26 protein-coding genes are annotated in these 25,900 nt (G+C 71.0%); 12 read left to right on the top strand and 14 right to left on the bottom strand.

Annotated features, from left to right (window positions below; translation table 11 throughout):
• Position 1: 1 nt before the first annotated feature.
• The 6 genes from atpA (at position 2) to ICW72_RS09665 (ending at position 6,534) form a co-directional block, all read left to right on the top strand.
• On the top strand, positions 2–1,534 hold the full coding sequence (atpA, locus tag ICW72_RS09690) for a F0F1 ATP synthase subunit alpha (protein ID WP_191085994.1): 1,533 nt from the start codon (positions 2–4) through the stop codon (positions 1,532–1,534).
• A 20-nt stretch (positions 1,535–1,554) separates the two neighbouring features.
• The gene (locus ICW72_RS09685; RefSeq protein WP_191085993.1) at positions 1,555–2,433 is read left to right on the top strand and encodes a F0F1 ATP synthase subunit gamma; all 879 of its coding nucleotides are present in this window, start codon (positions 1,555–1,557) and stop codon (positions 2,431–2,433) included.
• Positions 2,434–2,443: 10 nt separating this feature from the next.
• Positions 2,444–3,883 (top strand): F0F1 ATP synthase subunit beta, encoded by a 1,440-nt coding sequence (atpD, locus tag ICW72_RS09680; RefSeq protein ID WP_456300187.1) that lies wholly within the window; start codon positions 2,444–2,446, stop codon positions 3,881–3,883.
• A 166-nt stretch (positions 3,884–4,049) separates the two neighbouring features.
• Positions 4,050–4,463, top strand: a complete 414-nt coding sequence (locus ICW72_RS09675; protein WP_184386247.1) for a F0F1 ATP synthase subunit epsilon — start codon at positions 4,050–4,052, stop codon at positions 4,461–4,463.
• A gap of 104 nt (positions 4,464–4,567) precedes the next feature.
• Positions 4,568–5,434, top strand: coding sequence for a ferritin-like domain-containing protein (locus tag ICW72_RS09670; RefSeq protein WP_191085991.1), 867 nt, complete (start codon positions 4,568–4,570; stop codon positions 5,432–5,434).
• A gap of 2 nt (positions 5,435–5,436) precedes the next feature.
• Positions 5,437–6,534: an endo-1,4-beta-xylanase gene (locus ICW72_RS09665; RefSeq protein ID WP_223880944.1), complete on the top strand. Its 1,098-nt coding sequence runs from the start codon at positions 5,437–5,439 to the stop codon at positions 6,532–6,534.
• Position 6,535: 1 nt separating this feature from the next.
• On the opposite strand, the gene ICW72_RS09660 is transcribed toward ICW72_RS09665, so the two are convergent.
• Both ICW72_RS09660 and ICW72_RS09655 read right to left on the bottom strand, forming a co-directional pair.
• Positions 6,536–8,212 (bottom strand): cation:proton antiporter, encoded by a 1,677-nt coding sequence (locus tag ICW72_RS09660; protein ID WP_223880943.1) that lies wholly within the window; start codon positions 8,210–8,212, stop codon positions 6,536–6,538.
• Between the two features lie 53 nt (positions 8,213–8,265).
• Positions 8,266–8,862, bottom strand: coding sequence for a tetratricopeptide repeat protein (locus tag ICW72_RS09655; protein WP_191085990.1), 597 nt, complete (start codon positions 8,860–8,862; stop codon positions 8,266–8,268).
• A 48-nt stretch (positions 8,863–8,910) separates the two neighbouring features.
• Here ICW72_RS09655 and ICW72_RS09650 point away from each other — a divergent pair, with 48 nt between their 5' ends.
• Entirely contained in the window at positions 8,911–9,699 is a 789-nt protein-coding gene (locus ICW72_RS09650) for an EcsC family protein (protein ID WP_191085989.1), read from the top strand.
• A 3-nt stretch (positions 9,700–9,702) separates the two neighbouring features.
• Here the strand turns inward: ICW72_RS09650 and ICW72_RS09645 are convergent, their stop codons facing one another.
• The 4 genes from ICW72_RS09645 to ICW72_RS09630 all read right to left on the bottom strand — a co-directional run bounded on the left by ICW72_RS09645 (position 9,703) and on the right by ICW72_RS09630 (position 12,823).
• Complete coding sequence (locus ICW72_RS09645; RefSeq protein ID WP_191085988.1) at positions 9,703–10,803, bottom strand: GGDEF domain-containing protein; 1,101 nt, start codon at positions 10,801–10,803, stop codon at positions 9,703–9,705.
• A 79-nt stretch (positions 10,804–10,882) separates the two neighbouring features.
• Positions 10,883–11,812 (bottom strand): AEC family transporter, encoded by a 930-nt coding sequence (locus ICW72_RS09640; RefSeq protein ID WP_223880942.1) that lies wholly within the window; start codon positions 11,810–11,812, stop codon positions 10,883–10,885.
• 1 nt (position 11,813) lies between these two features.
• Entirely contained in the window at positions 11,814–12,239 is a 426-nt protein-coding gene (locus ICW72_RS09635) for a hypothetical protein (RefSeq protein ID WP_191085987.1), read from the bottom strand.
• 26 nt (positions 12,240–12,265) lie between these two features.
• Positions 12,266–12,823 carry a bactofilin family protein gene (locus tag ICW72_RS09630; RefSeq protein ID WP_223880941.1) on the bottom strand — a complete coding sequence of 186 codons (558 nt, stop codon included), beginning with the start codon at positions 12,821–12,823 and terminating at the stop codon, positions 12,266–12,268.
• A gap of 158 nt (positions 12,824–12,981) precedes the next feature.
• Here ICW72_RS09630 and ICW72_RS09625 point away from each other — a divergent pair, with 158 nt between their 5' ends.
• The 3 genes from ICW72_RS09625 to ICW72_RS09615 are packed head-to-tail and all read left to right on the top strand — an operon-like array spanning position 12,982 to position 14,827.
• Positions 12,982–13,959, top strand: coding sequence for an adenosine kinase (locus tag ICW72_RS09625; RefSeq protein ID WP_191085986.1), 978 nt, complete (start codon positions 12,982–12,984; stop codon positions 13,957–13,959).
• Positions 13,956–14,354, top strand: coding sequence for a hypothetical protein (locus ICW72_RS09620; protein WP_191085985.1), 399 nt, complete (start codon positions 13,956–13,958; stop codon positions 14,352–14,354). Before ICW72_RS09625 ends, ICW72_RS09620 begins: the two co-directional genes overlap by 4 nt.
• Positions 14,354–14,827 (top strand): YybH family protein, encoded by a 474-nt coding sequence (locus tag ICW72_RS09615; protein ID WP_191085984.1) that lies wholly within the window; start codon positions 14,354–14,356, stop codon positions 14,825–14,827. Before ICW72_RS09620 ends, ICW72_RS09615 begins: the two co-directional genes overlap by 1 nt.
• Here ICW72_RS09615 and ICW72_RS09610 read toward each other — a convergent pair.
• Positions 14,814–15,227 carry a hypothetical protein gene (locus tag ICW72_RS09610; protein ID WP_191085983.1) on the bottom strand — a complete coding sequence of 138 codons (414 nt, stop codon included), beginning with the start codon at positions 15,225–15,227 and terminating at the stop codon, positions 14,814–14,816. The genes ICW72_RS09615 and ICW72_RS09610 overlap by 14 nt on opposite strands.
• A 110-nt stretch (positions 15,228–15,337) precedes the next feature.
• Between ICW72_RS09610 and ICW72_RS09605 the strand changes: the two genes are divergently transcribed.
• Together ICW72_RS09605 and ICW72_RS09600 are read left to right on the top strand one after the other, a co-directional pair.
• Positions 15,338–16,120, top strand: a complete 783-nt coding sequence (locus ICW72_RS09605; RefSeq protein WP_191085982.1) for a helix-turn-helix transcriptional regulator — start codon at positions 15,338–15,340, stop codon at positions 16,118–16,120.
• Between the two features lie 86 nt (positions 16,121–16,206).
• Positions 16,207–17,175 carry a tripartite tricarboxylate transporter substrate binding protein gene (locus ICW72_RS09600; protein WP_191085981.1) on the top strand — a complete coding sequence of 323 codons (969 nt, stop codon included), beginning with the start codon at positions 16,207–16,209 and terminating at the stop codon, positions 17,173–17,175.
• Positions 17,176–17,208: 33 nt separating this feature from the next.
• Here the strand turns inward: ICW72_RS09600 and ICW72_RS09595 are convergent, their stop codons facing one another.
• The 7 genes from ICW72_RS09595 to ICW72_RS09565 all read right to left on the bottom strand — a co-directional run bounded on the left by ICW72_RS09595 (position 17,209) and on the right by ICW72_RS09565 (position 25,851).
• The gene (locus ICW72_RS09595; RefSeq protein WP_191085980.1) at positions 17,209–18,891 is read right to left on the bottom strand and encodes an AMP-binding protein; all 1,683 of its coding nucleotides are present in this window, start codon (positions 18,889–18,891) and stop codon (positions 17,209–17,211) included.
• Positions 18,892–18,937: 46 nt separating this feature from the next.
• The gene (locus ICW72_RS09590) at positions 18,938–19,837 is read right to left on the bottom strand and encodes an NAD(P)-dependent oxidoreductase (protein WP_191085979.1); all 900 of its coding nucleotides are present in this window, start codon (positions 19,835–19,837) and stop codon (positions 18,938–18,940) included.
• Between the two features lie 56 nt (positions 19,838–19,893).
• Positions 19,894–21,489 (bottom strand): zinc-binding metallopeptidase family protein, encoded by a 1,596-nt coding sequence (locus ICW72_RS09585; RefSeq protein WP_191085978.1) that lies wholly within the window; start codon positions 21,487–21,489, stop codon positions 19,894–19,896.
• Positions 21,486–23,075, bottom strand: coding sequence for an ABC transporter substrate-binding protein (locus tag ICW72_RS09580; RefSeq protein ID WP_191085977.1), 1,590 nt, complete (start codon positions 23,073–23,075; stop codon positions 21,486–21,488). The genes ICW72_RS09585 and ICW72_RS09580 overlap by 4 nt, the downstream gene beginning before the upstream one ends.
• Positions 23,076–23,212: 137 nt before the next feature.
• Entirely contained in the window at positions 23,213–23,551 is a 339-nt protein-coding gene (locus ICW72_RS09575; protein WP_191085976.1) for an NIPSNAP family protein, read from the bottom strand.
• Between the two features lie 63 nt (positions 23,552–23,614).
• Entirely contained in the window at positions 23,615–24,226 is a 612-nt protein-coding gene (locus tag ICW72_RS09570) for a hypothetical protein (RefSeq protein WP_191085975.1), read from the bottom strand.
• Complete coding sequence (locus tag ICW72_RS09565) at positions 24,223–25,851, bottom strand: long-chain-fatty-acid--CoA ligase (RefSeq protein WP_191085974.1); 1,629 nt, start codon at positions 25,849–25,851, stop codon at positions 24,223–24,225. Before ICW72_RS09565 ends, ICW72_RS09570 begins: the two co-directional genes overlap by 4 nt.
• Positions 25,852–25,900 lie beyond the last annotated feature (49 nt).

Raw genomic sequence — 25,900 nt, 5'->3', positions numbered from 1 at the left:
GATGGAAATCCGTCCGGCTGAGATTTCGGAGATCCTGAAGCAGCAGATCGCGAGCTTCGACGCCGAGGCCAATGTGGCCGAGGTGGGCACCGTGCTGACGGTGGGCGACGGCATCGCCCGCGTCTATGGTCTGCAGAACGTGATGGCCGGTGAGCTGGTGGACTTCCCCTCCGCCGGCATCAAGGGCATGGCGCTGAACCTCGAGACCGACAATGTCGGCGTCGTGCTGTTCGGCGACGACAAGGGCGTGAAGGAAGGCGACACGGTCAGCCGTACCGGCGCCATCGTGGACGTGCCCGTGGGCAAGGGCCTGCTGGGCCGCGTCGTGGACGGCCTGGGCAACCCGATCGACGGCAAGGGCCCGCTGACGGATGTGGTCCGCCGCCGCGCCGAGCTGAAGGCGCCCGGCATCATGCCGCGCAAGTCGGTGCATGAGCCCATGCAGACCGGCATCAAGGCGATTGACGCGCTGATCCCCATCGGTCGCGGCCAGCGTGAGCTGATCATCGGTGACCGCCAGACCGGCAAGACGGCCGTGATCGTGGACACGATCATCAACCAGAAGGGCGTCAACGCCACGGGCGACGAGAAGCAGAAGCTCTACTGCATCTATGTCGCCATCGGCCAAAAGCGCTCAACCGTGGCCCAGCTGGTGAAGCAGCTGGAGGAGAGCGGCGCGCTCGAATACTCCATCATCGTGGCCGCCACCGCCTCGGACCCGGCGCCCATGCAGTTCCTGGCGCCCTACACGGGCTGCGCCATGGGCGAGTTCTTCCGCGACAACGCCATGCACGCGGTCATCTTCTATGACGACCTGTCCAAGCAGGCCGTCTCCTACCGCCAGATGTCGCTGCTGCTGCGCCGTCCGCCGGGCCGCGAGGCCTATCCGGGCGACGTGTTCTACCTGCACAGCCGCCTGCTCGAGCGCGCGGCCAAGATGAACGACGAGTTCGGCGCGGGTTCGCTGACCGCGCTGCCGGTCATCGAGACGCAGGCCGGCGACGTGGGCGCCTACATTCCCACCAACGTGATCTCCATCACCGACGGCCAGATCTTCCTGGAGACCGAGCTGTTCTACAAGGGCATCCGCCCCGCGGTGAACGTCGGCATCTCGGTCTCGCGCGTCGGTTCCGCCGCGCAGATCAAGGCGATGAAGCAGGTGGCCGGCAAGATCAAGCTGGAGCTGGCCCAGTATCGTGAAATGGCGGCCTTCGCGCAGTTCGCCTCCGACCTGGACGCCACCACCCAGTCGCTGCTCGCCCGCGGTTCGCGCCTGACGGAGCTGCTGAAGCAGCCCCAGTTCAAGCCCGTCCCGGTCGAGGAGCAGGTGGTCGCGATCTTCGCCGGCACGCGCGGCTACCTCGACAAGCTGCCCATTTCCAAGGTGGGTGAGTTCGAGGCGCGGCTGCTCTCCGGGCTGAAGTCCAGCGCTCCGGACATCCTGGCCTCGATCCGCACGGACCGCGAGATCAAGAAGGATGTCGAGGCCAAGCTGGTCGCCTTCCTGGACGACTTCGCCAAGTCCTTCACCTGATCCGGCTGGAATAGACGCCCATGGCCAGCCTGAAGGCACTGCGTACGCGGATCAACAGCGTGAAATCCACGCGGAAGATCACGCAGGCGATGAAGATGGTGGCTGCCGCCAAGCTGCGCCGCGCGCAGGCCCAGGCGGAGGCCGCCCGCCCCTATGCCGAGCGGATGCAGCGCATGCTGGCCTCGCTCGGCGCCTCTGTGGTCGGCAACCCGGACGCGCCGCGCCTTCTGGTGGGCACCGGGGCGGACCAGGTTCACCTGCTGGTGGTGGTCACGGCCGATCGCGGCCTGGCCGGCCCCTTCAACACCAATGTGGGCCGCTTCGCGCGCACCCGCATCCGGGCGCTGGAGGCCGAGGGCAAGACGGTCAAGATCCTGTCGGTGGGCCGCAAGGGCGCGGCCTATCTGAAGCGTGAATTCGCCAGCCGCTTCGTGGGCGAGATCACCTTCGCCGGCAAGAAGCGCATCGGCTTCGAGGAGGCGCAGGACATCACCACGCGCCTCTCCGCCATGTTCGAGGCGGGCGAGTTCGACGTCTGCGCGCTGGTCTACAACCGTTTCCGCAACGTGATCAGCCAGACGCCCGTCGAGCAGCGCCTGATCCCCGCGCCGCTGCCCGAGGTGGCGCCGGCCGAGGGCCCCGCGCCGATCTATGAATATGAGCCGTCGGAGGAAGAGATCCTCGCGCAGATCCTGCCGCAGAACCTGGCCATCCAGGTCTATCGCGCGCTGCTCGACAGCGCCGCGGGCGAGCAGGGCAGCCGCATGACGGCCATGGACAACGCCACGCGCAACGCGGGCGACATGATCAACAAGCTCACTCTCAATTACAACCGCACACGCCAGGCGAACATCACCCGCGAGCTGATCGAGATCATCTCCGGCGCTGAGGCGCTCTGACCCGAGGGATATGCAGGCCATGAAGAACAATGTCGGTCAGGTGACCCAGGTGCTCGGCGCCGTGGTGGACGTGCAGTTCCCCTCCGAGCTGCCCGAGATCATGAACGCGCTGAAGGTGCAGATCGGCGAGAGCACGCTGGTGCTCGAGGTCGCGCAGCACCTGGGCGAGCGCACGGTGCGCTGCATCGCCATGGACACCACGGACGGCCTCGTCCGCGGCTCCGAGGTGGTGGACACGGGCGCGGGCATCTCCGTGCCGGTGGGCAATGGCACGCTGGGCCGCATCCTGAACGTGATCGGCGAGCCGATTGACGAGCGCGGCCCGGTGAAGGCCGAGAAGACCTACACCATCCACCGCGAGGCCCCCTCCTTCGAGGACCAGGCGACCTCCGCCGAAATCCTCGTCACGGGCATCAAGGTGATCGACCTGCTGGCCCCCTACCTGAAGGGCGGCAAGATCGGCCTCTTCGGCGGCGCCGGCGTGGGCAAGACGGTCACCATCCAGGAGCTCATCAACAACATCGCGAAGGCGCATGGCGGCGTGTCCGTCTTCGCCGGCGTGGGTGAGCGCACGCGCGAGGGCAATGACCTCTACCACGAGATGGTGGATGCGGGCGTCATCAAGCTGAACGATGACGGCTCGACCGACGGCTCCAAGGTGGCGCTGGTCTATGGCCAGATGAACGAGCCGCCGGGTGCCCGCGCCCGCGTGGCGCTGTCGGGCCTGTCCATCGCGGAATACTTCCGCGACGAGCAGGGCCAGGACGTGCTGTTCTTCGTGGACAACATCTTCCGCTTCACCCAGGCCGGCGCGGAAGTGTCGGCGCTGCTGGGCCGCATCCCCTCCGCGGTGGGCTACCAGCCGACGCTGGCCACCGACATGGGCGCCCTGCAGGAGCGCATCACCTCCACCAAGAAGGGTTCGATCACCTCGGTGCAGGCCATCTACGTGCCCGCCGACGACTTGACCGACCCCGCGCCCGCGACCTCCTTCGCGCACCTGGACGCGACGACGGTGCTGAACCGCTCCATCGCGGAGCTGGGCATCTTCCCGGCCGTGGACCCGCTCGACTCCACGTCGCGCGCCATGGACCCCCGCGTGGTCGGCCCCGAGCATTACGAGACGGCGCGTGAGGTCCAGAAGATCCTGCAGACCTACAAGTCGCTGCAGGACATCATCGCCATTCTCGGCATGGACGAGCTGTCGGAAGAGGATAAGCTGATCGTGGCGCGCGCGCGCAAGATCCAGCGCTTCCTCAGCCAGCCCTTCCATGTGGCCGAGGTCTTCACCGGCTCGCCGGGCGTCTTCGTGAAGCTGGAGGACACGATCCGCAGCTTCGCCGCCATCTGCAAGGGCGAGTACGACCACCTGCCGGAAGCCGCCTTCTACATGGTCGGCACGGTGGAAGAGGCCGTGGCGAAGGCCGAGAAGCTGAAGCAGGCGGCTTGATCTAAGCCCTCAAACGCCGGGCGGCGGCATCCGCCGCCTTGGCTTGCGCCGCGCCACGGATGCGCGGGTGGGCAGGGCAGGTGGGCGGCGCCGGCCGCGTTGCGGCCGGATACTCGGAGGACGGCACCCCTCTCTTCGGGTGGCGCTTGATGGAATGGGTGGGCACATGGCCACGTTCGAACTGGAACTCGTCTCGCCGGAGAAGCTGCTGCTCTCCCGGCCCGTCGAGATGGTGATCATTCCCGCCGCCGAGGGCGACATGGGCGTGCTGCCCGGGCACGTTCCCATGATCGTGACCCTGCGCGGCGGCGTGATCTCCGTGCGCGAGAACGGCCAGGAGACGGAGCGCATGTTCGTGCGCGGCGGCTTCGCCGAGGTGGGCCCCACCCGCGTCACCGTCCTGGCCGACACGGCCGTGCCGGTGGCCAACCTCTCCCGCGCCGAGGCCGAGCGCCTGATCGAGACCGCCGAGCGCGACTATCAGGCCGCCGCCGCCAATGACACGCCTGAGAAGCGCGAGGCCGCGATGAACCACCTCCTGGCCATGCGCGCCATGAAGGACGCCGCGCAAGCGGCTTGAAAAGGCGCGGTTCCCGGCGCATCTCCTGAGGACAAGGCGGGGCAGGTTCGCCCCATCGCCATGGGAAACGCAGGCCGGGACGCCGGCGCAGGGGTCGCGCAGGCATGAAGCACTGGACACTGGATCAGGTCGCCTGGGACCGCTTCGACCCGTCGAAGGTGGACCCGGAGGTGATCCCCCTGGTCAAGGCCGCCGCCATGGTCGAGCGCAATGGCGATGACTACGCCCTCTACCTGAAGAGCGTCTTCCGCGACGACCCGGACTTCCAATACGCCGCCGACAACTGGGCCGTGGAGGAGGTGCAGCATGGCGACGCGCTGGGCCGCTGGGCCAGCCTGGCCGATCCCTCCTTCGACTACCCGGCCGCCTTCGCGCGCTACCGCGCCGGCTACACGATTGATGTCAAGGCCGATGCCTCCATCCGCGGCTCCCGCACGGGCGAGTTGATCGCGCGCTGCATGGTCGAGACGGGGACCAGCAGCTACTACACCGCGCTGGGCGAGGCCTCGGACGAACCCGTGCTGAAGGAGATCTGCCGCCTCATCGCGGCCGATGAATACCGGCACTTCAAGCTCTTCTACGACCACATGAAGCGCTACCTGGCGCGCGAGAACCTCTCCTTCCCGAAGCGGCTGCGCGTGGCCCTCGGCCGCGTGGGCGAGACGGAGGATGACGAACTCGCCTTCGCCTTCCATTGCAGCAATGACGCGCCGGGCGTGGCTTATGAGCACAACCGCTGCATCACCGGCTATATGGGCCGCGCCATGGGGTTCTATCGCTTCCGCCATATCGAGCGCGGCATGGGCATGATCTTCAAATCCATCGGGCTGGAGCCACGCGGCCGCGTCTCGGGCCTTGCCGCGCGCGCCGCCTGGAAGCTGCTCTGCTGGCGGCGGGACCGCTACCGCCAGGCCATGGCGCGGGAGGCGGCGGCCAATGGCAACGCCCTTCCCGCCCAGCAGGCCGCCTGAGGGTGCGCCTGCCGCGTCGCCTGGCGCTGGCCGCCGCGGCCACCCCCTTCCTGCCGCGCGGCAGCGTCGCCCAGGCCGAAGGTCTGCGCGCCGTCACCCGCGCGCGGGGCATCACCTTCGGCACCGCCATCCGCCATGACCTGCTGCAATCGGACCCCGCCTATGCCGCCCTGGTGGCGCGCGAGGCGGAGCTGCTGGTGCCGGAATGGGAAGCGAAGTGGGACGCGCTGCAGCCTGAGCCGGGGCGCTTCGAATTCGGCCCGCTGCGCAGCATCGCCCTCTTCGCGCGCACCCATCAGCAGCGGCTGCGCGGCCATGCGCTGCTGTGGCATGTCGCGAACCCCGCCTGGCTCGAACCGGCCCTGGCCCAGGGCGAGGCGCGCGCCACCGCCGTGATGGAGGCGCATTTCACCGCCGTCCTGCGCGAGACCCATTCCTACATCCGCGACTGGGACGTGCTGAACGAGATCATCGCCAACCCGCCCGGCAGCGACAACCCGAGCCCCACCCAGGACGATCTGCGACCCACGCCCTGGCTCCAGGCGCTGGGCCCCTCCTATATCGAGCGCGCGCTGCGCCTCGCGCGGGGGCTCGACCCCACGCTGCGCCTCACGCTGAATGATTACGGCGTGGAGGCCGACACGCCCTGGGCCGAGGCCAAGCGCCAGCGCCTGCTGCGCGTCGTCCGCCGGCTGGTGGAGCGGCAGGTGCCGCTGGACGCGGTGGGCATCCAGGCGCATCTGCAAATGCGCGACCCCTTCCGGGCCGAGCCCTTCCTGGCTTTCGTCCAGGCGCTGCGCGGCCTGGGCCTCGCCGTGCTCATCACCGAGCTGGATGTGCGGGAGCCGGACCAGCTCGCCCCCACCATCCCCGAGCGGGATGCGGCGGTGGCGGACTACGTCACCCGCTTCCTTTCCGCCGCCGTGGAGGGCGGGGTCCGCACCGTGCTGACCTGGGGCCTGACCGACCGGAACACCTGGCTGGCGGAGGAGCCCGGCGTGGCCCGCGCCGATGGCCAGCGCACCCGCGGCCTGCCCTTTGACGAGGCGCTGCGGCCCAAGCCCTTCCATGCCGCGCTCAGAAGGGTGTTCGGCGGCTGATTCACCCCTCCGCCACCAGCTCCGCGGCCCGCGCGGCCGCGTCATGGAAGGGCAGCAGCACCAGGTCGGCGCCACGGGCGCGCAGCCCCTCGGCCTCGCTCGCGGCATGGGCCGTGACGGCGGCGCGGCCGGTGAAATGCACCGCCTTCAGCCCGTCCAGCAAAGCGAGGCGGTGGTCCTCCTGGGTCAGCCCGCCGCGCACCGAAGGCGCGGCCGAGACCACCCAGCGCACCCCCTCCAGCGGCAGCGAGGCGATGAGTTCCGGGTCGCTCGCATCGCCATAGATGGCGGGCAGGCCGGCCTTGTGCCAGCGGCGCACCACCTCCGGGTCGAAATCCACCCCCAGCACGCGCAGCCCCCGGTCGCGCAGGCGGCGGGAAATGGCGTCGCCAAAGCGGCCCAGGCCGAAGACCACCACATCGGCGCCCTCGGGGTCGGGGCCGGTGTCGCCGCTGGCCTGGGCCTCGCGCCAGGGCTCGCGCCGCTCGAACAGCTTGAGCGGCGTGTCGAGCCAGGCCGCCAGCCGGTGCGAATGCGTGATCATGTAGGTGGAGGCCGCGATGGTCACCATGCCCACCAGCGTGACGAGGCCGAGCGAGGCCTCGGCCACATGCCCCAGCGCCACGCCCATCGCCATGAAGATCAGGGAGAATTCGCTGATCTGCGCCACCGTCAGCCCCGCCAGCAGCCCGGTGCGGCGGCGATAACCCATGAAGCCCATGATCGCGACCACGATGAGCGGGTTGCCCACCAGCACGAAGACCGACAGCACCATGGCCGCGAAGGCCTGCTCGCCCAACCCGCCCAAATCCAGGCGCGACCCCAGCGCGATGAAGAAGAACAACAGAAGAAAGTCCCGCAGGCTGGACAGCCGCGCGGCGATGGCCTCGCGGAAGGGGGTGGAGGCCAGCGCCACGCCCGCCAGCAGCCCGCCCAGCTCCTTGCCCAGCCCGACATAATCCCCGATCGCGGCCAGCAGCGCCGCCCAGCCGATGGCGAAGCCCGCCAGCAATTCCGGCGCCCGGGCCAGCCGCGAGGTGACCGGCTGCGCGAGGTAACGGATCACCACGCCCACCACCACCAGCATGACCACGCCGCCCAGCAGCACCCGCAGCAGCCCCGCCGCAGCCGAGGCTTGCCCCTGGCCCGCCGCCAGCGCCGAGACCACCACCATGCAGAGCACCACGAAGATGTCCTGCACGATGAGGAAACCCAGCGCGATGCGCCCGTGCAGGCTGTCTATCTCGCGCTTGTCGGACAGCAGCTTCACGATGATGATGGTGGAGCTGAAGGTCAGCGCCACCGCCACATAAAGGCTGGTCAGCGCGTCCAGCCCCAGGGCCAGGCCCAGCAGGAAGCCGATCACGGCCGTGAAGGTCACCTGGCCGAGACCCGTGGCCAGCGCCACCGCGCCCAGGCTCCGCACGAGGCCGAGGTCCAGCTTCAGACCCACCAGGAACAGCAGCACCGCGATGCCGAGTTCCGACAGCAGCGCGATGAATGCATCGGATTGCGCGATGCCCAGCGCCGAGGGCCCCGCCAGGATGCCCGCCGCGATCAGCCCGACAATCAGCGGCTGGCGCAGCAGCAGCGCCACCATGCCCACCGCCGCGCCCAGCACCAGAAGGGCCGCCACCTCATAGAAGACGGAGGCCGCCAGGATGTCCTGCAAACCCACTTGTGCTTTTCCCTCAACCCTCGCGTCAGTTTCGCATGCGGGGCGTGAGGGGGCTACATCGCCTCGCCTTCGGCGGCCCGCACCAGCTCGCGCAGCCGGGCCGCGCCGCCGGGCAGGCGGGGGTGGATTTCCAGCGCGGCGCGGAAGCTGCGCAGGGCGCCGGATGCGTCGCGCGCCTCTTCCTGGAGCTGCGACAAGGTGACCAGGGCCGGGAAATGCCGCGGCTCCAGCCGGAGGGCCTCGCGCAGATCCGCCGCCGCACCCTGCCGGTCGCCCACCGCCGCATGGGCCTGGGCGCGCCAATGCCAGGCATCGGCCAGGCGCGGCTCCAGCAGGATGGCGGCGTCGAAATCCTCCAGCGCATCCCCGGCCTGGCCGCCGCGCAGGGTGCGGATGCCGCGGTTCAGCAGCAGCGCCACGGCGGGCGTGGCCTGGCGGGACCAGAGCTGCCGCACCGCCGCCTCCGCCATGCGGCCGCCGGCCTCGTCGGGGGCGGTGCGCAGGGCGTCGAAGGCGCGGTCCAGCTCGCGCTGCATCAGCTCCGGCGCGGCGGGGGACTGGACCGGCAACGCCGGACCCCCCAATTGCGCTGTAGCGGGTGCCGCGAAGCCCATGAGGAGCGCGGCAAGTGCGGGCAGGGCAGGGCGCATGGGTGATTGTCCCCGGGCACCCACCCCCGCGCAAGAAGGAACAGGCCGATGAGCGGAGAACTGACCACCCTGACCCAGCCCGACAGCGAGGCCGTGCTGGCGCAGGCCGCCAGCGACTACCTGGCCGCGCGCGGCCGGCTGATGTCGGCGCTGGAACAGGCGGGCCGCTTCGTCCAGATGGGCCTGAACCGCCTGCCGCCCGAGGTGCAGAAGATGGTGGCCGAACGCGCGCGTGACGGGCTGGAGCTGGCCTTCCGCACCGCCATCCTGGGCCTCGACCCCGGCGCGCGGCCCGAGCGCAGCGCGGCCTACAAGCTGGGCGGCGCGCTTTCGGGCGCGATGGGCGGCATGGGCGGCTTCGCCACCACCCTGGCGGAGCTGCCGGTGACCACGGGCCTCATCATGCGCTCGGTGGCCGATATCGCACGCGGGCAGGGCCTCGACCTGCGCGACCCGGATGTGCGGACTGCCTGCGTCGAGGTCTTCGCCTTCGGCGGCCCGCTGGAGGAGGATGACGACGCCGACATCGCCTTCTGGGCCACAAGGCTGGCCGGGCAGGAGATGGCGCAGCTCATGGCCAATGTGGTGCTGCGCTACGCGCCCGCGCTGATGACGAAGCTGGGCGCCCAGGCCGTGCCATTGGTGGGGGCGGCGGTGGGGGCCGGGCTGAACCTCGTCTACATGGAATTCTACCAGCGCATGGCGCGCGTGGTGTTCTCGCTGAAGCCGCTGGAACAGCGGCTGGGCCGGCAGGCGGTGCGCCAGCGCTTCGCCGAGGTGGTGGACGCCCGCCGCCGCGCGCTGGGGCATGACGCGCGCTTTCGCGCGCGCGGCTGACGTCTAGCGCCAGGAAAGCGGCCGCGCCTCCTCTGGTTCCTCCGGGGTGGGCGGCATGTCCAGCACCACCCGGTCCCGCCCCTGGCGCTTCGCGTCATAGAGCGCGGCATCGGCCCGGCTCAGCAGCCCGTCCCCCGTCTCCTCGGACTGAAGCTGCGCCACGCCGAGCGAGACGGTGACCGAAAGCCGCTGCCCCTCCGCGCCCACCAGGAAGCCCTCATTCGCCACGGCGCGGCGCAGCGAATCCGCCAGCCCGGCCGCGGCCTCGCGGCAGGTGGCGGGGAGGATGGCGGCGAATTCCTCGCCCCCCACCCGCGCCAGCCGGTCATGCGGGCGCGCCCATTCGCGCAACGTGTCCGCCACGCCGCGCAGCACGGCATCCCCGGCCGGGTGGCCGTGGCGGTCATTGACCGACTTGAAGTGATCAATGTCGAACATCAGCAGGCAGAGCGGCGTCTGCTCGGCGGTGGCGCGGGCCAGCGCCTCGGCCAGGCGTTCCTCGAAGGCGCGGCGGTTGGGCAGGCCGGTCAGCGCATCGGTGGCGGCGGCGCGACGGGCCTCTTGCAGGGCGTCGCGCAGGGCCTCCGCCTCGCGCGCGCGCTCGGCCAGGCGCTGGGCCAGGGTGCGGCTGCTGTGGCACAGCGCCTGGGTGTCGGCCAGGATGCGGCGCAGCGGCTCGTTGAGCGAGGGGAAGGCGGCCTCCAGCGTGTCGGTCAGCCCCTCCAGCCGGGTGCCGTAGCTTGAAGCGTTGTCATGCGCGGTGCCCAGCATGCCGGCCGCGTCGTTCAGCGCGGCCTCCAGCTGGCGCGACACCTGGCCGATGGCCTGGGCCTGGGGTTCGCCGGCGCAGTAGCGGGCGTGCATCTCGTTCAGATCGGCCTGTTCCAGCCGGCCCTGCGCGGCCAGCCGTGCATCCAGCGCGTCATGCAGCTCGGGGTGGGTGCCGGCGTGGTAGCTGAACCAGACGAGGTAGTTCTCCGGCGAGGGGCTCATCCGGTGGTCCAGCAGCGATTGCATGGTGGCATGGGCGGTGCCGATGGCCGGGTCGCGGCCCGGCGTGGTGCCCTTTCGCGGGTCGCGCCCGGCTTCGCCCAGTGGTGGCATTCGAAGGGTCCTCTTCCGGCGGCGCATGTTGCGCCTCTCCCATCCCGCCAAGGCTTACCCTGGGATGCTGAACGGATGCTTACCGCCCGCCCATCGCCGCCTGCACCACCAGCAGCCAGAGCGGCAGGGTGATGACCGAGAGCAGATGCTGGCTGGAGGTGATGGCCGCCATCAGCGGCGCATCGCCACCCATGGCGCGCGCCATCACATAGCTGGAAGAGGCCGTGGGCAGCGCCATGAACAGCACCGCCATGGCGGTGGCCAGCGGGTCCAGCCCCAGCGCCATGCAGAACAGCAGCGTCAGCCCCGGCACCGCCACCAGCTTGAGCGCGGCGGTCCAGAGTTGCAGCGCCACCCGGTCGGTCAGCGCGCCCAGCGTCAGCGCCGCCCCCACCGCGAGTAGGCCGAGCGCCACCGAGGCGCGGCCCAGCGTCTCCATCAGCGGCCGCACCCCCACGGGCAGCCCCCCCATTCCCGCCACCAGGAAGCCCACCACGCAGGCCAGGATCAGCGGGTTCAACGCCAGCTGCTTCAGCAGCCGCCAGGGCCGCACCCGGCCGCCATCCCCGAGGGCGAAGGCAGTCGTGGTCACCACCTGCACGAAGGGAACGATCATGCCCGTGGCGAGCCCGCCCAAGGCGAGGCCCGGCAGGCCGAACATGGCGCCCGCGATGGCGAAGCCCACCAGGTTGTTGAACCGGATGCCGCCCATCAGCACGCTGGTCATGGATTTGTGCGGCTGGCGGAAGCGCCGCGACAGCCAGATGGACGCCAATGTGCCGATGCCCAGCGCCGCCCAGATGGCGGCCATCATGCCAAAGATGGGCACCTCGCCCAGCCGGACGGAGCCGATGGCCACCACCAGCAGCGAGGGCAGCAGCACCCAGAAGATCAGCTTCTCGATGCCCGCCCACACGGCATCATCGCGCAGCAGGCGGCGCTTCAGCACCGCCCCCAGCGCCAGCAGCCCGAAGGCCGGCACGAAGGCGTCGAGATACGGGGCGATCAAGTCAGGAGCCGGGAGCGGCGGCGCGCTGCCCTTGGGCCGCGATATCGCGCAGGCAGGCGGCCTCGGTCCGCTGGCCCACGCCGCTGGCGCGGGCCTGGGCATGCGTCACGCGCAGGCCCTGGGGGGTGGTGTAGAACATCAGGTCGAGCTGACAGCCCCCGGCGGAATAGAGCCAGACCTCCGCATCGCCCTCGCGCCGGCGCAGTCGCGGCGCGCCGAGTCGGCCGATGACGGTGGCGGGCGCGGCGCCCAGCAATTCCTGCACGGCGCCCGGGCCGCGCGGGGCGGCGGCGGGTGCCGTGGTCGAGGACATGGGCTGCCCGAGCGCGGCCAGCGAGGCCCGCTGGCTGTCCAGCAGCGCCTGGGCCGCCGCATCCTCGCGCGACGAATCGGCCACGCAGGCGGCCAGCAGCGGCAGCGCCGCCACCAGCCCCAGCGCGGGCCGGGTCGGGTTCAGCCTTCGCTCGGCAGCATTTCCATGCTGCCCATCAGCGCGCCGCCTTCCTCCACCGAGAGCTTCCGGTAGCGGGCGGTGCCCTTCACCTTGCCGGTGGCGCGGATGACGAGGCTGCCGCGCACGGTGATGTTGCCGTCGAACAGGCCCGCGATCTCGGCATCCTCGACCTGGACCTCCCCGCGGAAGACGCCGGTGGGGCCGATGGCCAGCTCGGCGGCCTGGATCATCTGGCTTTCCACCGTGCCCTCGACCACCAGGCGCTCGGCGTCGCTCACGGTGCCCTGCAGGCTGATGCCGCGGCCGACGACCAGCGTGCGGCGTTCACCGGCGCCCTGCGGGCGGGGGGACTGGGCCGTGGCCGGCGGCGCGCCCGGGCGCGGGGCCTGGACGGGCGTGGCGGGCTTGGGCGGCATGCCCACCGGCGCATTGGCCGAGGGCGCCTGGCGATAGGTGGGAACGGCCAGGTCCTGGTCGCGATTCGGTGTCGTGTTCATGGAATCCCCCGTGGACGGCGCATCCGGCGCGTCATCCTTCTTGCGACCGAAGATGGACATGTGCGGCGCTCCTTGCTTCATGGGCGGGCGGCGAAGCGGGCGTTATAGCGTCCAGGTCCCAGGCGGCAACGCCGCCCCCCGAAGATTCCTTCGCTGATTTGCATTCAGCGCGATCTGGCGTAACCGGAACCCCTCCATATTCCGGCACAGGCCCCCGCATGACCGCACCCAGCCTCGACATCCTCGGCATCGGCAATGCCATCGTGGATGTGCTCGCCCCCTCCGACGACGCCTTCCTGGCGGCGCGCAAGCTGAACAAGGGCGGCATGCAGCTGATTTCCACCGAGGAGGCGGAGGCGCTCTACGCCGCCATGCCGCCCGGCGTGGAAAGCTCGGGCGGCTCGGCCGGCAACACCTGCGCCGTCGCGGCCGCCCTGGGGGCCCGGGTGGGCTTCCTCGGCAAGGTGGCCGATGACCAGCTGGGCGCGGTCTTCGCGCATGACATCCGCGCCACCGGCGTGCATTTCCCGACCGCGCCGCTGAAGGGCGGCGCCCCCACCGCCCGCTGCCTGATCCTGGTCACGCCCGACGGGCAGCGCACCATGAACACCTATCTCGGCGCCTGCGTCACCTTCGGCCCCGGCGATGTGGACGCCGCCGAGGTGGCCCGCGCCCAGGTGGTCTATCTGGAGGGCTACCTCTTCGACCCGCCGGAGGCCCAGGCCGCCTTCCGCGCCGCCGCCCGCGCCGCCCACGCCGCCGGGCGCCAGGTGGCGCTGACGCTGAGCGACCCCTTCTGCGTCGGCCGCCACCGCGCCGCCTTCCGCGATTTCGTGAAGAACGAGACGGACATCCTCTTCGCCAACGAGGCCGAGATCCTCTCCCTCTACGAAACCGAGGATTTCGAGACCGCCGCCGCCCAGGTCGCGCGCGAGGTCAAGATCGCGGCGCTCACCCGCAGCGAGCATGGCAGCGTGATCCTGGCGGGCGGTGAGCGCCATGTCGTCGCCGCCCAGCCCACCAAGGTGGTGGACACCACGGGTGCCGGCGACGCCTATGCGGCGGGCTTCCTGGCGGCGCTGACCCGCGGCCTGCCCTTGCCCGAATGCGGCCGCTGGGGGAGCATCGCGGCGGCCGAGGTGATCAGCCATTACGGCGCCCGCCCGCAGGCCGACCTGAAGGAGCTTGTCGCATGATGCGTCTGCCGGCCCTTTTCGCCGCCCTCACCCTGGCCACGCCGGGCGCGGCCCTCGCCCATCATGGCGACAGCCAGGCCCAGGCCCAGGCCATCCGGGACGTGCAGCAGCAGCGCGCCCGGCTGCTGGCCGAATCCGCGCCCGCCCAGCTCCGCGCCGCCGAGGCCGCGCTGCGCGCCGGCCGTGACGCCGCCGCCCAGGAATGGCTGGAGCGCGCCGAGACCCGGCTGCTGACGGGCGAGGCCCTGCCGGTGGCCGGCGGTGCCGCGACGCTCTCCGGCACCGCCCGCCACGTCGCCGCCGCCCGCGCGGCCGTGCGGGACCATGACAATGCCCAGGCGCTGCGCGAGATCGGGGCGGCGCTGTCGCTGCTCGGCCAGGGCGCGGCCCGCTGATGCAGCCGCCCCCGCTGCCCGACGCGCCGCCCGCCATCCGCGACGCCATCCTGGACTGGCTGGACCGCTTCGCCGCCTGCGTGCGCGAGGTGGACTACAAATCGGCCTACCCCTTCTGGCACCCGCGCATCATCGCCTTCGGCACGGTGCAGGCGCTGGTGGAGGGGCTGGAGAGCTTCCGGGACCGGCAATGGGACAGCGTCTGGCCCCGCACCAGCGATTTCCGCTTCCCGCCCGAGGCGGCGCGGGTGCTGGCCAGCGCGGATGGGAGCATGGCGGTGGCCATCGCCCCCTTCACCTCCACCGGCTACGCGCCGGACGGCACGCCATTCGACCGCCCGGGGCGGACCACGCTGATCCTGGTGCCGAACCCGGGCGAGGGGGAGAAGTGGCTGGCCGTGCACAGCCACATGTCGCTGGCCAAGGGCGTGCCGCCCGACAGCCATGCGAAGCGGGCGATCAAGGCGAAGTAGCCAGCCCGCCGCGCCCCTGCCGCATCCCGGCCCATTGCCCGAGGCTGAACGCCAGCACGGCCGCGGCCTGGGCCAGCAGGAAGGCGAGGCCGAGCCCGGTCGGCGCCACCCCGAACCAGGGCCGCGCCACCGCGGCGAACAGCACGCAATCCAGCACATAGACCAGGTTCAGCGCCACGATGGCGCCGACCAGCCGGGGCGGGTTCACGGCCCGCAGCCCCACCCAGGCCACCAGCGCGGCCCAGGGCAGGAACAGCGCGCCGGCCACGCGCAACAGCGTCTCGGGCAGGCCGAGCCAGGGCGCCAGCGCGCCGGCCGCCAGCACCAGCAGCAGGCCGGTGGCCCCGCTGGCCGCCGCATCGGCCAGCATCCAGAAGCGAAGTGTGGGGGTGGTGTGCATCTCAAGCCTCCATCGGGTTGCGATGGGGCATCCTTTGCGGCCTCGGCGCGGGAAAGCGATGACGTCGGAGGTCATCGCGCCGCCGCACCCGCCCGCGCTAGCGTCGCGCCATGACCCAGCCCCCCATCGGTGCCCTGCTTCGCGGCTGGCGCCAGCGCCGCCGCCGCAGCCAGCTCGACCTGGCGCTGGATGCCGAGATTTCGCAGCGCCACCTGAGCTATGTGGAATCCGGCCGCGCCGCCCCCAGCCGCGAGATGGTGCTGCGCCTCGCCGACCAGCTGGAGGTGCCGCTGCGCGAGCGCAACGCCCTGCTGCTGGCCGCCGGCTACGCGCCCAGCTTCGTGGAACAACCGCTGACCGAACCCTCCATGGCCGCCGCCCGCGCGGCGGTGGAGGCGATCCTGGCCGCGCACATGCCCCACCCGGCGCTGGCCGTGGACCGGCACTGGAACATGGTGGCCGCCAATGGCGCGGTGGCGCCGCTGCTGGCAGGCATCGAGGTCACGCCGCCAGTGAACGTGCTGCGCCTGAGCCTCGACCCGCGCGGGCTCGCTTCGCGCATCCACAACTTCGCCGAATGGCGCCACCACATCCTCGACCGCCTGCGCCGCCAAGTGGAGATGAGCGCGGATGCCGGCCTGGCCGCGCTGCTGGCGGAACTCTCGGCGCTGCCATCGCCGCCGCCGCGCGCGGAGGTGCCGCGCCCCGTGCCGGGCCTGGGCGGGCTGGTGGTGCCGATGACGCTGGATACGGCGGCCGGCCCCGTCGCGTTGATCGCGACCACCACCGTCTTCGGCGCGGCGATGGAGGTGACGCTCTCCGAACTCGCCATCGAGACCTTCTACCCGGCCGACCCCGAAAGCGCCGCCCGGCTGCGCGCGCTTGCCCCCTGAGGCCGGATGCGCCCAAGCTCCCCCTCAGGGGGTGGCGCGAAGGGCCGGCGCGCCCCGTCACACACAAGGCCCGAGGAGGAAACGCGATGGAACGTCGCTCACTTCTGGCCGGGCTGCCGCTCGCGCTGGCCACCCCGCATGTCGCCCGCGCGCAGGCCTGGCCCAACCGGCCCGTGCGCCTGGTGGTGGGCTGGCCGCCGGGCGGCTCGGTGGACATCCTGGCCCGCGTGCTGCAGCCGCGGCTGCAGGCGGTGCTGGGCCAGCCCGTCACCATCGAGAACCGCGCCGGCGCCACCGGCTCGGTGGGTGCGGCCGAGGCCGCGCGCGCGGCCCCCGACGGCCACACCTGGCTGGTGGCGGTGGACAGCCATGTCATCCTGCCTTCGGTGATGCGCCTGCCCTATGACACGCGGCGGGACTTCGCGCCGGTGATGCTGGTGGGGCGCGGGCCGCTGGTGGTGACGTCGCACCCCTCCAGCCCCTGGGCCGGCTTCCCGCAGCTGGTCGAGGCCGCGCGCGCCGCCCCGCGCGGCAGCATCAACTACGCCACCGCCGGCATCGGCACGCTGATGCATGTGGCCATGGTGCAGCTGTGCAACCTGGCGGGCGTGGAACTGACGCATGTGCCCTATCGCGGCGGCGCGCCCGCGCTGGCCGATGCGCTGGCCGGCCATGTGCCGCTGTTTGTCACCAACGCGCCGGTGGGCGGGCCGCATGTCCGCAGCGGGGCGCTGAAGGGCTTCGGCGTGACCACGCGCGACGCCTGGCGCGACCTGCCCGGCGTGCCGAGCTTCCACGAACTCGGCTTCGCGGATTTCGAGGCCCCCACCTGGTGGGGCGTCTATGCACCCTCCGGCGTGCCGCGCGAGATCCAGTCCCGCATGGCGCGGGAACTCACCACCATCCTGGCCGAGCCCGAGATCAAGTCGCGCGTGGAGGCGCTGGGCATGGACGTGCTGGCCACCAGCGGCGAGCCCTTCGCGGACTTCATGGTGAGCGAGATGGAACGCTGGGCGCGGGTGGTGCGGGAGAACAACATCCGGCTGGAAGGGTAGCGCGTCCCGCCAAGGCGGCGGGTTCGCCCGCCGTCATGCCAGCTCCGGGAAGTCCTCCTCGCGCATCTCGCCCTCCGCGCGCGTGCCCGCCCGGAAATGCCGCTCCTCCGCCTGGCGCAGCTCCACGCGGCGGATCTTGCCCGAGATGGTCTTGGGCAGTTCCGCCACCTCGATGCGGCGGATGCGCTTGTAGGGGGCGAGGCGTGCGCGCAGGTGGCGGAAGATGGAGAGCAGCACCTCGCGCTCCGGCTCCACGCCCTCCACCAGCACCACGAAGGCCTTGGGCACGGCCAGGCGCACCGCGTCCGGCGCCGGCACCACGGCCGCTTCCGCCACGGCCTCGTGCTCGACCAGCACGCTCTCCAGCTCGAAGGGCGAGATGCGGTAGTCGGACGCCTTGAACACGTCATCGGCGCGGCCGACATAGGTGAAGTGGCCTTCGGCGTCGCGCGTCGCCACGTCGCCGGTGCGGTAGGCAATGTCACCCAGCGGCGCGGAGGTGCCATCCTCCTGCTGGTAGCCGCGCATGAGGCCGAGCGGCGGCTCGTCCAGCATCAGCGCGATCTCGCCTTCCTCCACCTCCGTGTCGTCGGGCGCCAGCAGCTTGATGCTGTAGCCCGGCGCGGGCACGCCCATGCTGCCGGGCTTCACCTCCTGGCCCGGGAAGTAGCCGATCTGCAAGGTGGTCTCGGTCTGGCCATAACCCTCGCGGATGGTCATGCCCCAGACACGGCGCACATGCTCGATCACCTCCGGGTTCAGCGGTTCGCCGGCGGAACACAGCTCGCGCAGCTGGCCGCGGAAGGGCCCCATGTCCTGCTGCACCAGCATGCGCCAGACGGTGGGCGGCGCGCAGAAACTGTCCACGCCCTCGCGCGCCAGCACCTCCAGCGTGTTGCGCGCGTCGAAGCGCGGCTGGTTGTTCACGAAGACGCCGGCCCCCGCATTCCAGGGCGCGAAGAAGCAGGACCAGGCGTGCTTCGCCCAGCCCGGCGAGGAGATGTTCAAATGCATGTCGCCCGGTTGCAGCCCCAGCCAGTACATCGTGACCAGGTGCCCTACGGGGTAGGATTGCTGGTCGTGCAGCACGAGCTTGGGCTTCGCCGTGGTGCCGGAGGTGAAGTAGAGCAGCAGCGGGTCCGTCGCGCGCGTGACGCCCTCGGGCGTGAACTGCGCGGATGGGTCCTTCAGCGCGTCATATTCCATCCAGCCCGGCGCGCCGCCCACCGCGATGCGCGTCACGGACCTGTCCAGCCCCTCGAACTTCGCCGCATCCGCGCTGCCCGTCACCACATGCCGCACGCGCCCACGCGCGAAGCGGTCGGCGAGGTCCGCGGGTGTCAGCAGCGTGGTCGCCGGCACCACCACGGCGCCCAGCTTCATCGCGGCCAGCATGGTCTCCCACAGCGGCACGGTGTTGCCGAGCATGAGCAGGATGCGATCACCCCGCTTCACGCCGGCTTCGCGCAGCCCATTCGCCAGCCGCGAGGATTCCGCCGAAAGCTCCGCGAAGCTCAGCGTCGCCTCGCCCGCGCCCGCGATGCGCAGCGCGGTGGAATTGCCGAGCGAGCCGCGTGCGAGCTCCGCGTCGAACCAGTCCAGCGCCCAGTTGAAATGGTCCAGCTTCGGCCAGCGGAACTCCCGCCGCGCGGCGGCATAGTCGCCGCGATGGCCGAGCAGCAGGTCCCGCGCCGCGCGGAATGCCGTGGTGGTCATGGATGTTTCCCTCGGGGATTTTCCCCGAGGGTAGCGGGAATTCCGCCTAGCCTTCCAGGCCAGAAAGCTCCGCCACCAGGCGGCCCAGCGCGGAGAGGTCCTCTTTCCCCGCGCCCTGGTTCACCAGAAGTTCCAGCAGGGGCGCGGCCATGGCCGTGGCGGGGCCGAAGACGCCATGGTCACGGATGGCGGCGGCAGCCAGTCGCATGTCCTTGCGCATCAGCTCCGCCCGGAAGCCCGGGGTGAAGTTGCCGGTGATGATGCGCTTCGCGTGGTTGCGCAGCACGAAGCTGTCCGCCGATCCGCCGGACAGCGCGGTGCGCATCGTCTCGGGGTCCAGCCCGGCCTTGCGGCCCATGGCCAGCGCCTCGCTCACCGCCGTGAGCGTCGCGCAGATGATGAGCTGGTTGGCCGATTTGCAGATCTGCCCCGCGCCGGACGGCCCCAGATGCGTGATGGTCTTGCCCACCGCCGCGAAATAGCTGGCGGCCTGCGCGAAGCCCGCGGCATCGCCGCCCACCATGCAGGTCAGCGTGCCGTCAATGGCGCCCTGCGGCCCGCCGGAGACGGGGCTGTCCAGCAGCGTCACGCCCTGCTCCGCCAGGCGTGCCGCGAAGCCCTGGGTCGCCTGGGCGGAGATGGTGGAAAAGTCGATCACCACGGAACCCGCCCCGGCCCCCTCCGCGATGCCGCCAGGTCCGAACAGGGCCAGTTCCACATCCGGCGTGTCGGGCACGCAGAGGCCGATGATGCCCGCCTCCCGCGCCGCCTCGGCGCCCGTGTCGCACCAATGGGCGCCCATGGCCTCAAGCTCGGCCGCCTTGCCGCGGCTGCGGCTGTGGATGGCCAGGTCGAAGCCGGCGCGCTTGAGGTTGGCGGCCATGGCCGCCCCCATGATGCCAAGGCCCACGAAGGCCACGCGGGCGGGTGGGGGAATGTCGGGCATGGGCGTTTCTCCTTGTCTGGGGATGGGGGCCGCCCCGTGAAGGGCGGCCCGGCGGGTCAGAGCGGCTCGCCCGCGCCCGTGCCCTCCATGGGGGTGGGCATGCACCATTCGGTGCCGCGCGGGGTGGTGACGTATTCGGGCCAGCGCAGATCCACCGGCGGCACGAAATCGGCGGGCAGCAAGGGCGGCACCCAGCCGGGCCCGCCCACGCCGCCGCCGCTGCGCTCGCGGAACTCGGCCTGGGCGGCGGCGAGGGTGTCGGGCTCCGTCGCCAGATCCACCAGCGTCAGCGCCATCGTCTTGGCGGCGACGAACATGCCGGGATCGATGGCCCCGGGCAGGCCGCTCAGCGCGTTGTAGGCCCAGGCCGGATAGGCATGGCCGCGCGAGGGCGGGCGCAGCCGCGGCCGCCCCGCCAGCAGCCGCACCGTGGGCGCGTGCCAGGAGAATTCCACATAGTCATCCGCGCTGAGATGCTTCTGCCAGGAGGGCAGGCCCGCGCGCAGCCGGCTCTCGAAGACCTCCGGCGGCATCAGGGTCGAGACCTCGGGGTTGAACGGGTCCGCCATGGGCTCGACGCCGAGGTTGCGCTGCATCTCGCGGCCGAATTCCAGCGCTTCCTCGCCATAGACGGGGGCGCCCACGGCCTGGAGGTTCTTCCAGGTCAGGTTCGTCAGCGCCGTGTTGGGCACGCCCACGCGCGTCTTGGTCACCCAGCGCACGAAGGCGCGGCAGCCCGTGCTGCCCGCCGCGTGCCGGGCGTTGTTGGCCAGCACGCGCCAGATCTGCTCCTGGATGCCGAGGGAGGAGGAGCGCCAGGAATACTGGATCTGCGCGAAGCGCGGCGGCAAATTGTCGGAGGTGGCGCCGCCATCGCCCAGGACGAACTCGTTCAGCGTCCAGGACCCGGCGTGCGGGAACATCGCCTCCTTGGTGTATTTCGTCGTGGTGTACATCAGGCACAGGGCGTCCAGCGCGCCGGGGCAGCGCGCGGCGGCGTGCGCGCCCTCGATGGGCACCAGCGTCGGGTCGATCCAGGTCTCGGGGCTCTCGGCCTCGAAGGTGATGATGGCGCTCCAATAGGCGCCGAAATGCGTCTCGCTGGTGACCGTGTTGTAGGGCCAGGGGTGCCAGACCACGGCGGCATCCAGGCCGTCATAATAGCCCTTCGCGGCGTGGATGGGCTTGGAGCCGCAGACCTTCTCCGCCGGCTCCCCGAACAGTTTCAGCGTGCCCGGGATGTTGTGCTGGCGCATCGCCTCCCGTGCGCCCAGCGTGGCCGCCAGGGACGCCGTGCCCAGCATGGAATGCGGGTCCGTGTGGCCGGCCGTGTAGGGGTGCAGCCCCTCGCGCGGGGCCTTGTAGGGCACCACCTGCTGCGAGTTGCCGGGCACCGCGTCATATTCGGAGAAGCCGGCCAGCACCGGCCCGCCATTGCCGTTCTTCCAGGTGGCGACGAAGGCGGTGGGCATGCCGCCCGAACCGGCCTCCACCTCGAAGCCCTCCGCGCGCAGCAATTCCACATAGTCGGCGGCCGAACGGTATTCGCGCCAGGCGGGTTCCGCATGGTCCCAGATGCGGGAGCAGAAGGCGGAGAAGCGCGCCTCGGTCGCGGTGATGTAGTTCAGGGCCGTGTCGCGGGGGGTGCTCATGCGCGCCTCACATTCCAGAAGGTGGCGAAGCCGTCATTCACGCCGGTCAAGGTGCGGCGGAAGGCGGTGGGCTGGAGATATTGCCCGGTGGGGTAGTAGGGGACCTCGCGCATCGCCTCGAGCTGGATGTCGCGGCAGATGGCCTGCTGCGCGGCCTCGTCCGGGGCGGTGAACCAGTCCTGACGCAGCTGCTCGATGCGCGGCATGTTCGCCCAGCCGGCATAGCCCGCATCGCCATTGCCGCGCAGCGCGATGTGGCCGGCCGGGTTCAGCCAATCCGTGCCGGCCCAGTTGGTGACGAAGGCGCTCCATCCGCCCTCGGCGACCGAGCCGCGGCGGTTGCGCCGCTGCAGCATGGCGTTGAACTCGACCGAGTAGACCTCGACGTTCATGCCCGCGCGCTTGAACTGGTCCTCGACCACCGCGCCCACCGTGGCGTTGGGCAGCGAGGTGGAAGGGATCATCAGCAGCACCGTCTCGCCATTGTAGCCGGCCGCGCGCAGCTCGGCGCGCACGCGGTCATAGTCACGCGGGCCGGTCAGGGGGGCGAGCCCGGCATCGGACGCCATCGGCGTGCCCGGCGCGAAGAAGCCGAGCGGCACGTGGTAGAGGCTGCGGTCCTGCCCCACCAAAGCCTGCATGCAGGAGGCCTGGTCAATCGCGCCCCACAGCGCGCGGCGGATGGCCGGGTTGTTGAAGGGCGCCTGGAGGTGATTGACGCGCACCATGCTGACGAAGCCCGAGCGGTCCAGCACGCGCACCTCGATCTGCCGCGCGCGGCGCAGCATGGGCAGCATGTCGTGATAGGCGTATTCCTGCCAATCCTGCTCACCCGCCATCAGCGCGTTGGTGGCGGTGGCGATGTCGGGCATGACGCGCCATTCCACGCGGTCGAAATGCACGACCTTGGGGCCCGCGGTCCAGGAGATGGCGCCGTCGCGGCGCGGCACATAGTGCTCGAACTTCGTGTAGACATATTGCGCGCCGGGCACGCGCTCATCCGCCTTGAAGCGGAAGGGGCCGCTGCCGATCAGCTCCGGCACCTGCTGGAAGGGGTCGGTGTTGGCCAGCCGCTCCGGCATCATCGCGCAGACCGGCACCGAGGCCTTGCCGAGCGCGATGGGCAGCAGCGGAAAGGGGCGCTTCAGCCGGAAGCGGATGGTGCGGTCATCGGGGGCCGAAAGCTCATCCGTCGCGTCCAGCAGGGTGGCGCCGAAGGGGTCGCGCCGTGCCCAGCGGCGGATGCTGGCCACGCAGTCCCGCGCCAGCACGGGCGTGCCGTCATGGAAGCGCAGCCCCTCGCGCAGGGTCAGGTTCCACAGCTTGCCGTCATTCTCGATGGTATGGCCGTCCACCATCTGCGGTGTGGCCTGGTAGTTGCCGTCCATGCCGTAGAGCGTGTCGAAGACCATGTAGCCATGGTTGCGGCTGACATAGGCCGTGGTCGTGACGGGATCGAGCGTCACCAGATCCTGCTGCGGGGTGAAGCGCAGCGTGGTGGCGGCCTGCGCGCGCAGCGCGGATGGCGCGGCAAGCCCGGCCATGGCGCCCGCGCCGAGCGCGGGCAGCAGGTGACGTCGGTGCATGATGTGGCACTCCATGAAATGGATTCAGGTGCCCGTGGCTGCGCCGCTCCCTTGGCGTCTCAGTCTCTTATCGTGCGAGGAAGGGTCCGGCGGGGCGCCCCGGGTGTCAACCCGTTGGCGCCACGCCGCGTCGCGTGTCAGCCTTTCTTGGCCGCCTGGAATTCGGCGAAGAAGCCGGTGGGGCGGGCCAGGCGGTTTTCCATCTTCACCAGCACGCCGGCCTCGGCCATCGCCTTGAGGTAGGTGCCCCATTCCGGGTCCGCCGCCATGGCGTTGCGGCGCGCGTCGCGGTCCGCCATGTCCTTGTAGCCCCAGATATGGACCACGGTGTTCAACTCACCCTCGGCGGTGGCGTACCAGCCGAGGCAATTCTCCAGGTACTTCTTCTGCAGCGGCCAAGCCTTCTCCTCATAGAGCTTCACGAAGGCGGGCAGCTTGCCGGGGGCGGCGGTGTAGATGCGGATGTCGACCAGCATGCGGGCGTTCCTGTTTCAGGTTTCAGCCCGCGCATGATCGGCGAAACGCGCCTCGCCGCAAGGTCAGTTGGAGATCACCATCCGGTTGTCCGCCGCCAGCAGCGCAAGCCCGAAGCGCCGCACCTCCTCGGGCGGGATGGGGTTGCCGCCGATCCGCACCAGCCGCAGCGCGGGGTTGGATTTCAGCGCGTCGGGCAGGGCGGTGAGGTTGTTGTCGCGCAGGTCCAGCTCATGCAGGCGGCGGTCCGCCAGCACGGCGTCCGGGATGTGCCGCAGCCCGCGCCCGCGCAGATCCAGCACCAGCGGCGCGGAAGGGTCGGCCAGGAAGCCGGCCAGGGCGCGGAGATCCTCCGGCGGGCGGGCCACCGGGGCGGCGGGCGGCGCCGTGAGTTGCGCCACCACCAGCAGCGCGGCGCCCAGCGCCCCCCATACCGGCACGCCCGCCAGCCGCGCGAAGCCGGCACGGGGCGTCTCCCGCCGCCGCCAGGCCACCCAGGCCAGCACCACCGCCACCACGGGAAAGACCGCCAGCACGGCCAGCCCCGCCCCGCGCAGCCAGGCACCGTCCTCCATCACCTTGTGGCCGCTGGCCACCACCACGGCGACCGCGAAGGGCAGGGCCAGCACCGCCAGGATGACGGTGAAGCCCACCAGCACGCGAAGCAAAGATGTCATGCAGGCAATGTGTAGTCCTTGAAGCGCTTCTTCAACTCGGCCTTCCACAGCTTTCCGGTGGCGGTCAGCGGCAGGCTGTCCACGAACTCCACCCGGTCGGGCATCCACCACTTGGCCACCTTGCCCTCCAGCACCGCCAGCACGCTTTCCGCCGTGGGGTTGGTGCCGGGCTTGGGCACCACCACCAGCAGCGGCCGCTCATCCCATTTCGGGTGGGCCACGGGGATGGCGGCGGCGAGCTGCACCTCGGGGTGGGCCAGCGCCAAATTCTCCAGCGTGATGGAACTGATCCACTCGCCGCCGGATTTGATCACGTCCTTGGCGCGGTCCACGATCTCGATGGCGCCCAGCGCGTCCAGCGTCACCACATCGCCGGTGGCGAACCAGCCATCGGCGCTGAAGGCGGGCTCGTTGTCGCGGTTGAAATAGGCGCTGGCCACCCAGGGGCCGCGCACCTCCAGCTCGCCGAAGGCCACCTCGTCCTGCGCGATGGGGGTGCCGTTCGCGTCCAGCACGCGGAAATCCACGCCATAGGGCGGGCGGCCCTGCTTGCGGCTATAGGCCAGCCAGCGCGCATCATCCCAATCCGCCGTCTCGGCCTTGCGGACATTGGTGGAGCCGAGCGGGCTGATCTCCGTCATGCCCCAGGCATGGACGATCTCGACGCCATAGTCGCGCAGGAAGCCCTCCGTGACCGGCACGGGCAGGGCGGTGCCCCCCACCACCAAACGCGGCGGCTTGCTGAACTTCCGCGAGGGGTCGGCGCGCAGCCATTGCAGCAGCATGGTCCAGATGGTCGGCACGCCGGCCGAGAAGGTGATGCCCTCGCCCTCGAACAGCGCGAAGAGGCTGGCGGGGTCGAGCCGCGGCCCCGGCAGCACCATGGAGGCCCCCGTCATCGCCGCCGCATAGGGGATGGACCAGGCGTTGACGTGGAACATCGGCACCACCGGCATCACCACATCGCGCGCCGACATGCAGAAGATGTCGGGCGAGATGGCCGTCATGGCGTGCAGCACCGTCGAGCGGTGGGAATACAGCACCCCCTTCGGCATGCCCGTGGTGCCCGAGGTGTAGCAGAGCGAACAGGCCTCGCGCTCATCCAGTTCGGGCCATTCATAGGCGCCGTCCTCGGCGGCCAGGAGGTCGGCCATGGAAAGCACCTCCACCGGGAAGTCCGGCTTCTCCGTCACCGGGCCCATCAGCACCACGGCGCGCACGGCGGCCGGCAGCTTGTCCTTGACCGCCAGCAGGGCGGGCAGCACCGAAGGGTCCACGAAGATGTGCGTGTCCTGCGCGTCCTCCAGAATATAGGCGATCTGGTCCGGGAAGAGGCGCGGGTTCACCGTGTGCATCACGGCGCCCATGCCCGAGACGCCGTAATACAGCGCCAGGTGCTCGCGCGAATTCCAGGCGAGGGTCGCGATGCGCTCGCCCGGCTGCACGCCGCGCCGCGCCAGGGCCTGGGCCAGGCGCTTCGCGTCCGCCTCAGCCTCGGGCCAGGAGAAGCGCGTCACCGCCCCCTGCGGGTCCACCGAGACGAGCTTGCTGCCGCGGTGGTGCTTCGCCGCATGGCGCAGCAGCGACGAGACGAGAAGCGGGTGGTCCTGCATCAAGCCGCGCATGGATGTTCTCCCTGGAGTTTGTTTCCAGGGAGTATGCCGAGGCTTGGGG

The organism is Roseococcus microcysteis (assembly GCF_014764365.1).
Classification (GTDB): domain Bacteria; phylum Pseudomonadota; class Alphaproteobacteria; order Acetobacterales; family Acetobacteraceae; genus Roseococcus; species Roseococcus microcysteis.
This window is presented reverse-complemented; position numbering and strand designations above follow the sequence as displayed.

Coding starts and splice junctions, on each gene's coding strand:
- atpA (WP_191085994.1), top strand. CDS start 2: ATGGAAATCCGTCCGGCTGAGATTTCGGAGATCCTGAAGCAGCAGATC.
- ICW72_RS09685 (WP_191085993.1), top strand. CDS start 1,555: ATGGCCAGCCTGAAGGCACTGCGTACGCGGATCAACAGCGTGAAATCC.
- atpD (WP_456300187.1), top strand. CDS start 2,444: ATGCAGGCCATGAAGAACAATGTCGGTCAGGTGACCCAGGTGCTCGGC.
- ICW72_RS09675 (WP_184386247.1), top strand. CDS start 4,050: ATGGCCACGTTCGAACTGGAACTCGTCTCGCCGGAGAAGCTGCTGCTC.
- ICW72_RS09670 (WP_191085991.1), top strand. CDS start 4,568: ATGAAGCACTGGACACTGGATCAGGTCGCCTGGGACCGCTTCGACCCG.
- ICW72_RS09655 (WP_191085990.1), bottom strand. CDS start 8,862: ATGCGCCCTGCCCTGCCCGCACTTGCCGCGCTCCTCATGGGCTTCGCG.
- ICW72_RS09650 (WP_191085989.1), top strand. CDS start 8,911: ATGAGCGGAGAACTGACCACCCTGACCCAGCCCGACAGCGAGGCCGTG.
- ICW72_RS09645 (WP_191085988.1), bottom strand. CDS start 10,803: ATGCCACCACTGGGCGAAGCCGGGCGCGACCCGCGAAAGGGCACCACG.
- ICW72_RS09630 (WP_223880941.1), bottom strand. CDS start 12,823: ATGTCCATCTTCGGTCGCAAGAAGGATGACGCGCCGGATGCGCCGTCC.
- ICW72_RS09625 (WP_191085986.1), top strand. CDS start 12,982: ATGACCGCACCCAGCCTCGACATCCTCGGCATCGGCAATGCCATCGTG.
- ICW72_RS09620 (WP_191085985.1), top strand. CDS start 13,956: ATGATGCGTCTGCCGGCCCTTTTCGCCGCCCTCACCCTGGCCACGCCG.
- ICW72_RS09615 (WP_191085984.1), top strand. CDS start 14,354: ATGCAGCCGCCCCCGCTGCCCGACGCGCCGCCCGCCATCCGCGACGCC.
- ICW72_RS09610 (WP_191085983.1), bottom strand. CDS start 15,227: ATGCACACCACCCCCACACTTCGCTTCTGGATGCTGGCCGATGCGGCG.
- ICW72_RS09605 (WP_191085982.1), top strand. CDS start 15,338: ATGACCCAGCCCCCCATCGGTGCCCTGCTTCGCGGCTGGCGCCAGCGC.
- ICW72_RS09600 (WP_191085981.1), top strand. CDS start 16,207: ATGGAACGTCGCTCACTTCTGGCCGGGCTGCCGCTCGCGCTGGCCACC.
- ICW72_RS09595 (WP_191085980.1), bottom strand. CDS start 18,891: ATGACCACCACGGCATTCCGCGCGGCGCGGGACCTGCTGCTCGGCCAT.
- ICW72_RS09590 (WP_191085979.1), bottom strand. CDS start 19,837: ATGCCCGACATTCCCCCACCCGCCCGCGTGGCCTTCGTGGGCCTTGGC.
- ICW72_RS09585 (WP_191085978.1), bottom strand. CDS start 21,489: ATGAGCACCCCCCGCGACACGGCCCTGAACTACATCACCGCGACCGAG.
- ICW72_RS09580 (WP_191085977.1), bottom strand. CDS start 23,075: ATGCACCGACGTCACCTGCTGCCCGCGCTCGGCGCGGGCGCCATGGCC.
- ICW72_RS09575 (WP_191085976.1), bottom strand. CDS start 23,551: ATGCTGGTCGACATCCGCATCTACACCGCCGCCCCCGGCAAGCTGCCC.
- ICW72_RS09570 (WP_191085975.1), bottom strand. CDS start 24,226: ATGACATCTTTGCTTCGCGTGCTGGTGGGCTTCACCGTCATCCTGGCG.
- ICW72_RS09565 (WP_191085974.1), bottom strand. CDS start 25,851: ATGCGCGGCTTGATGCAGGACCACCCGCTTCTCGTCTCGTCGCTGCTG.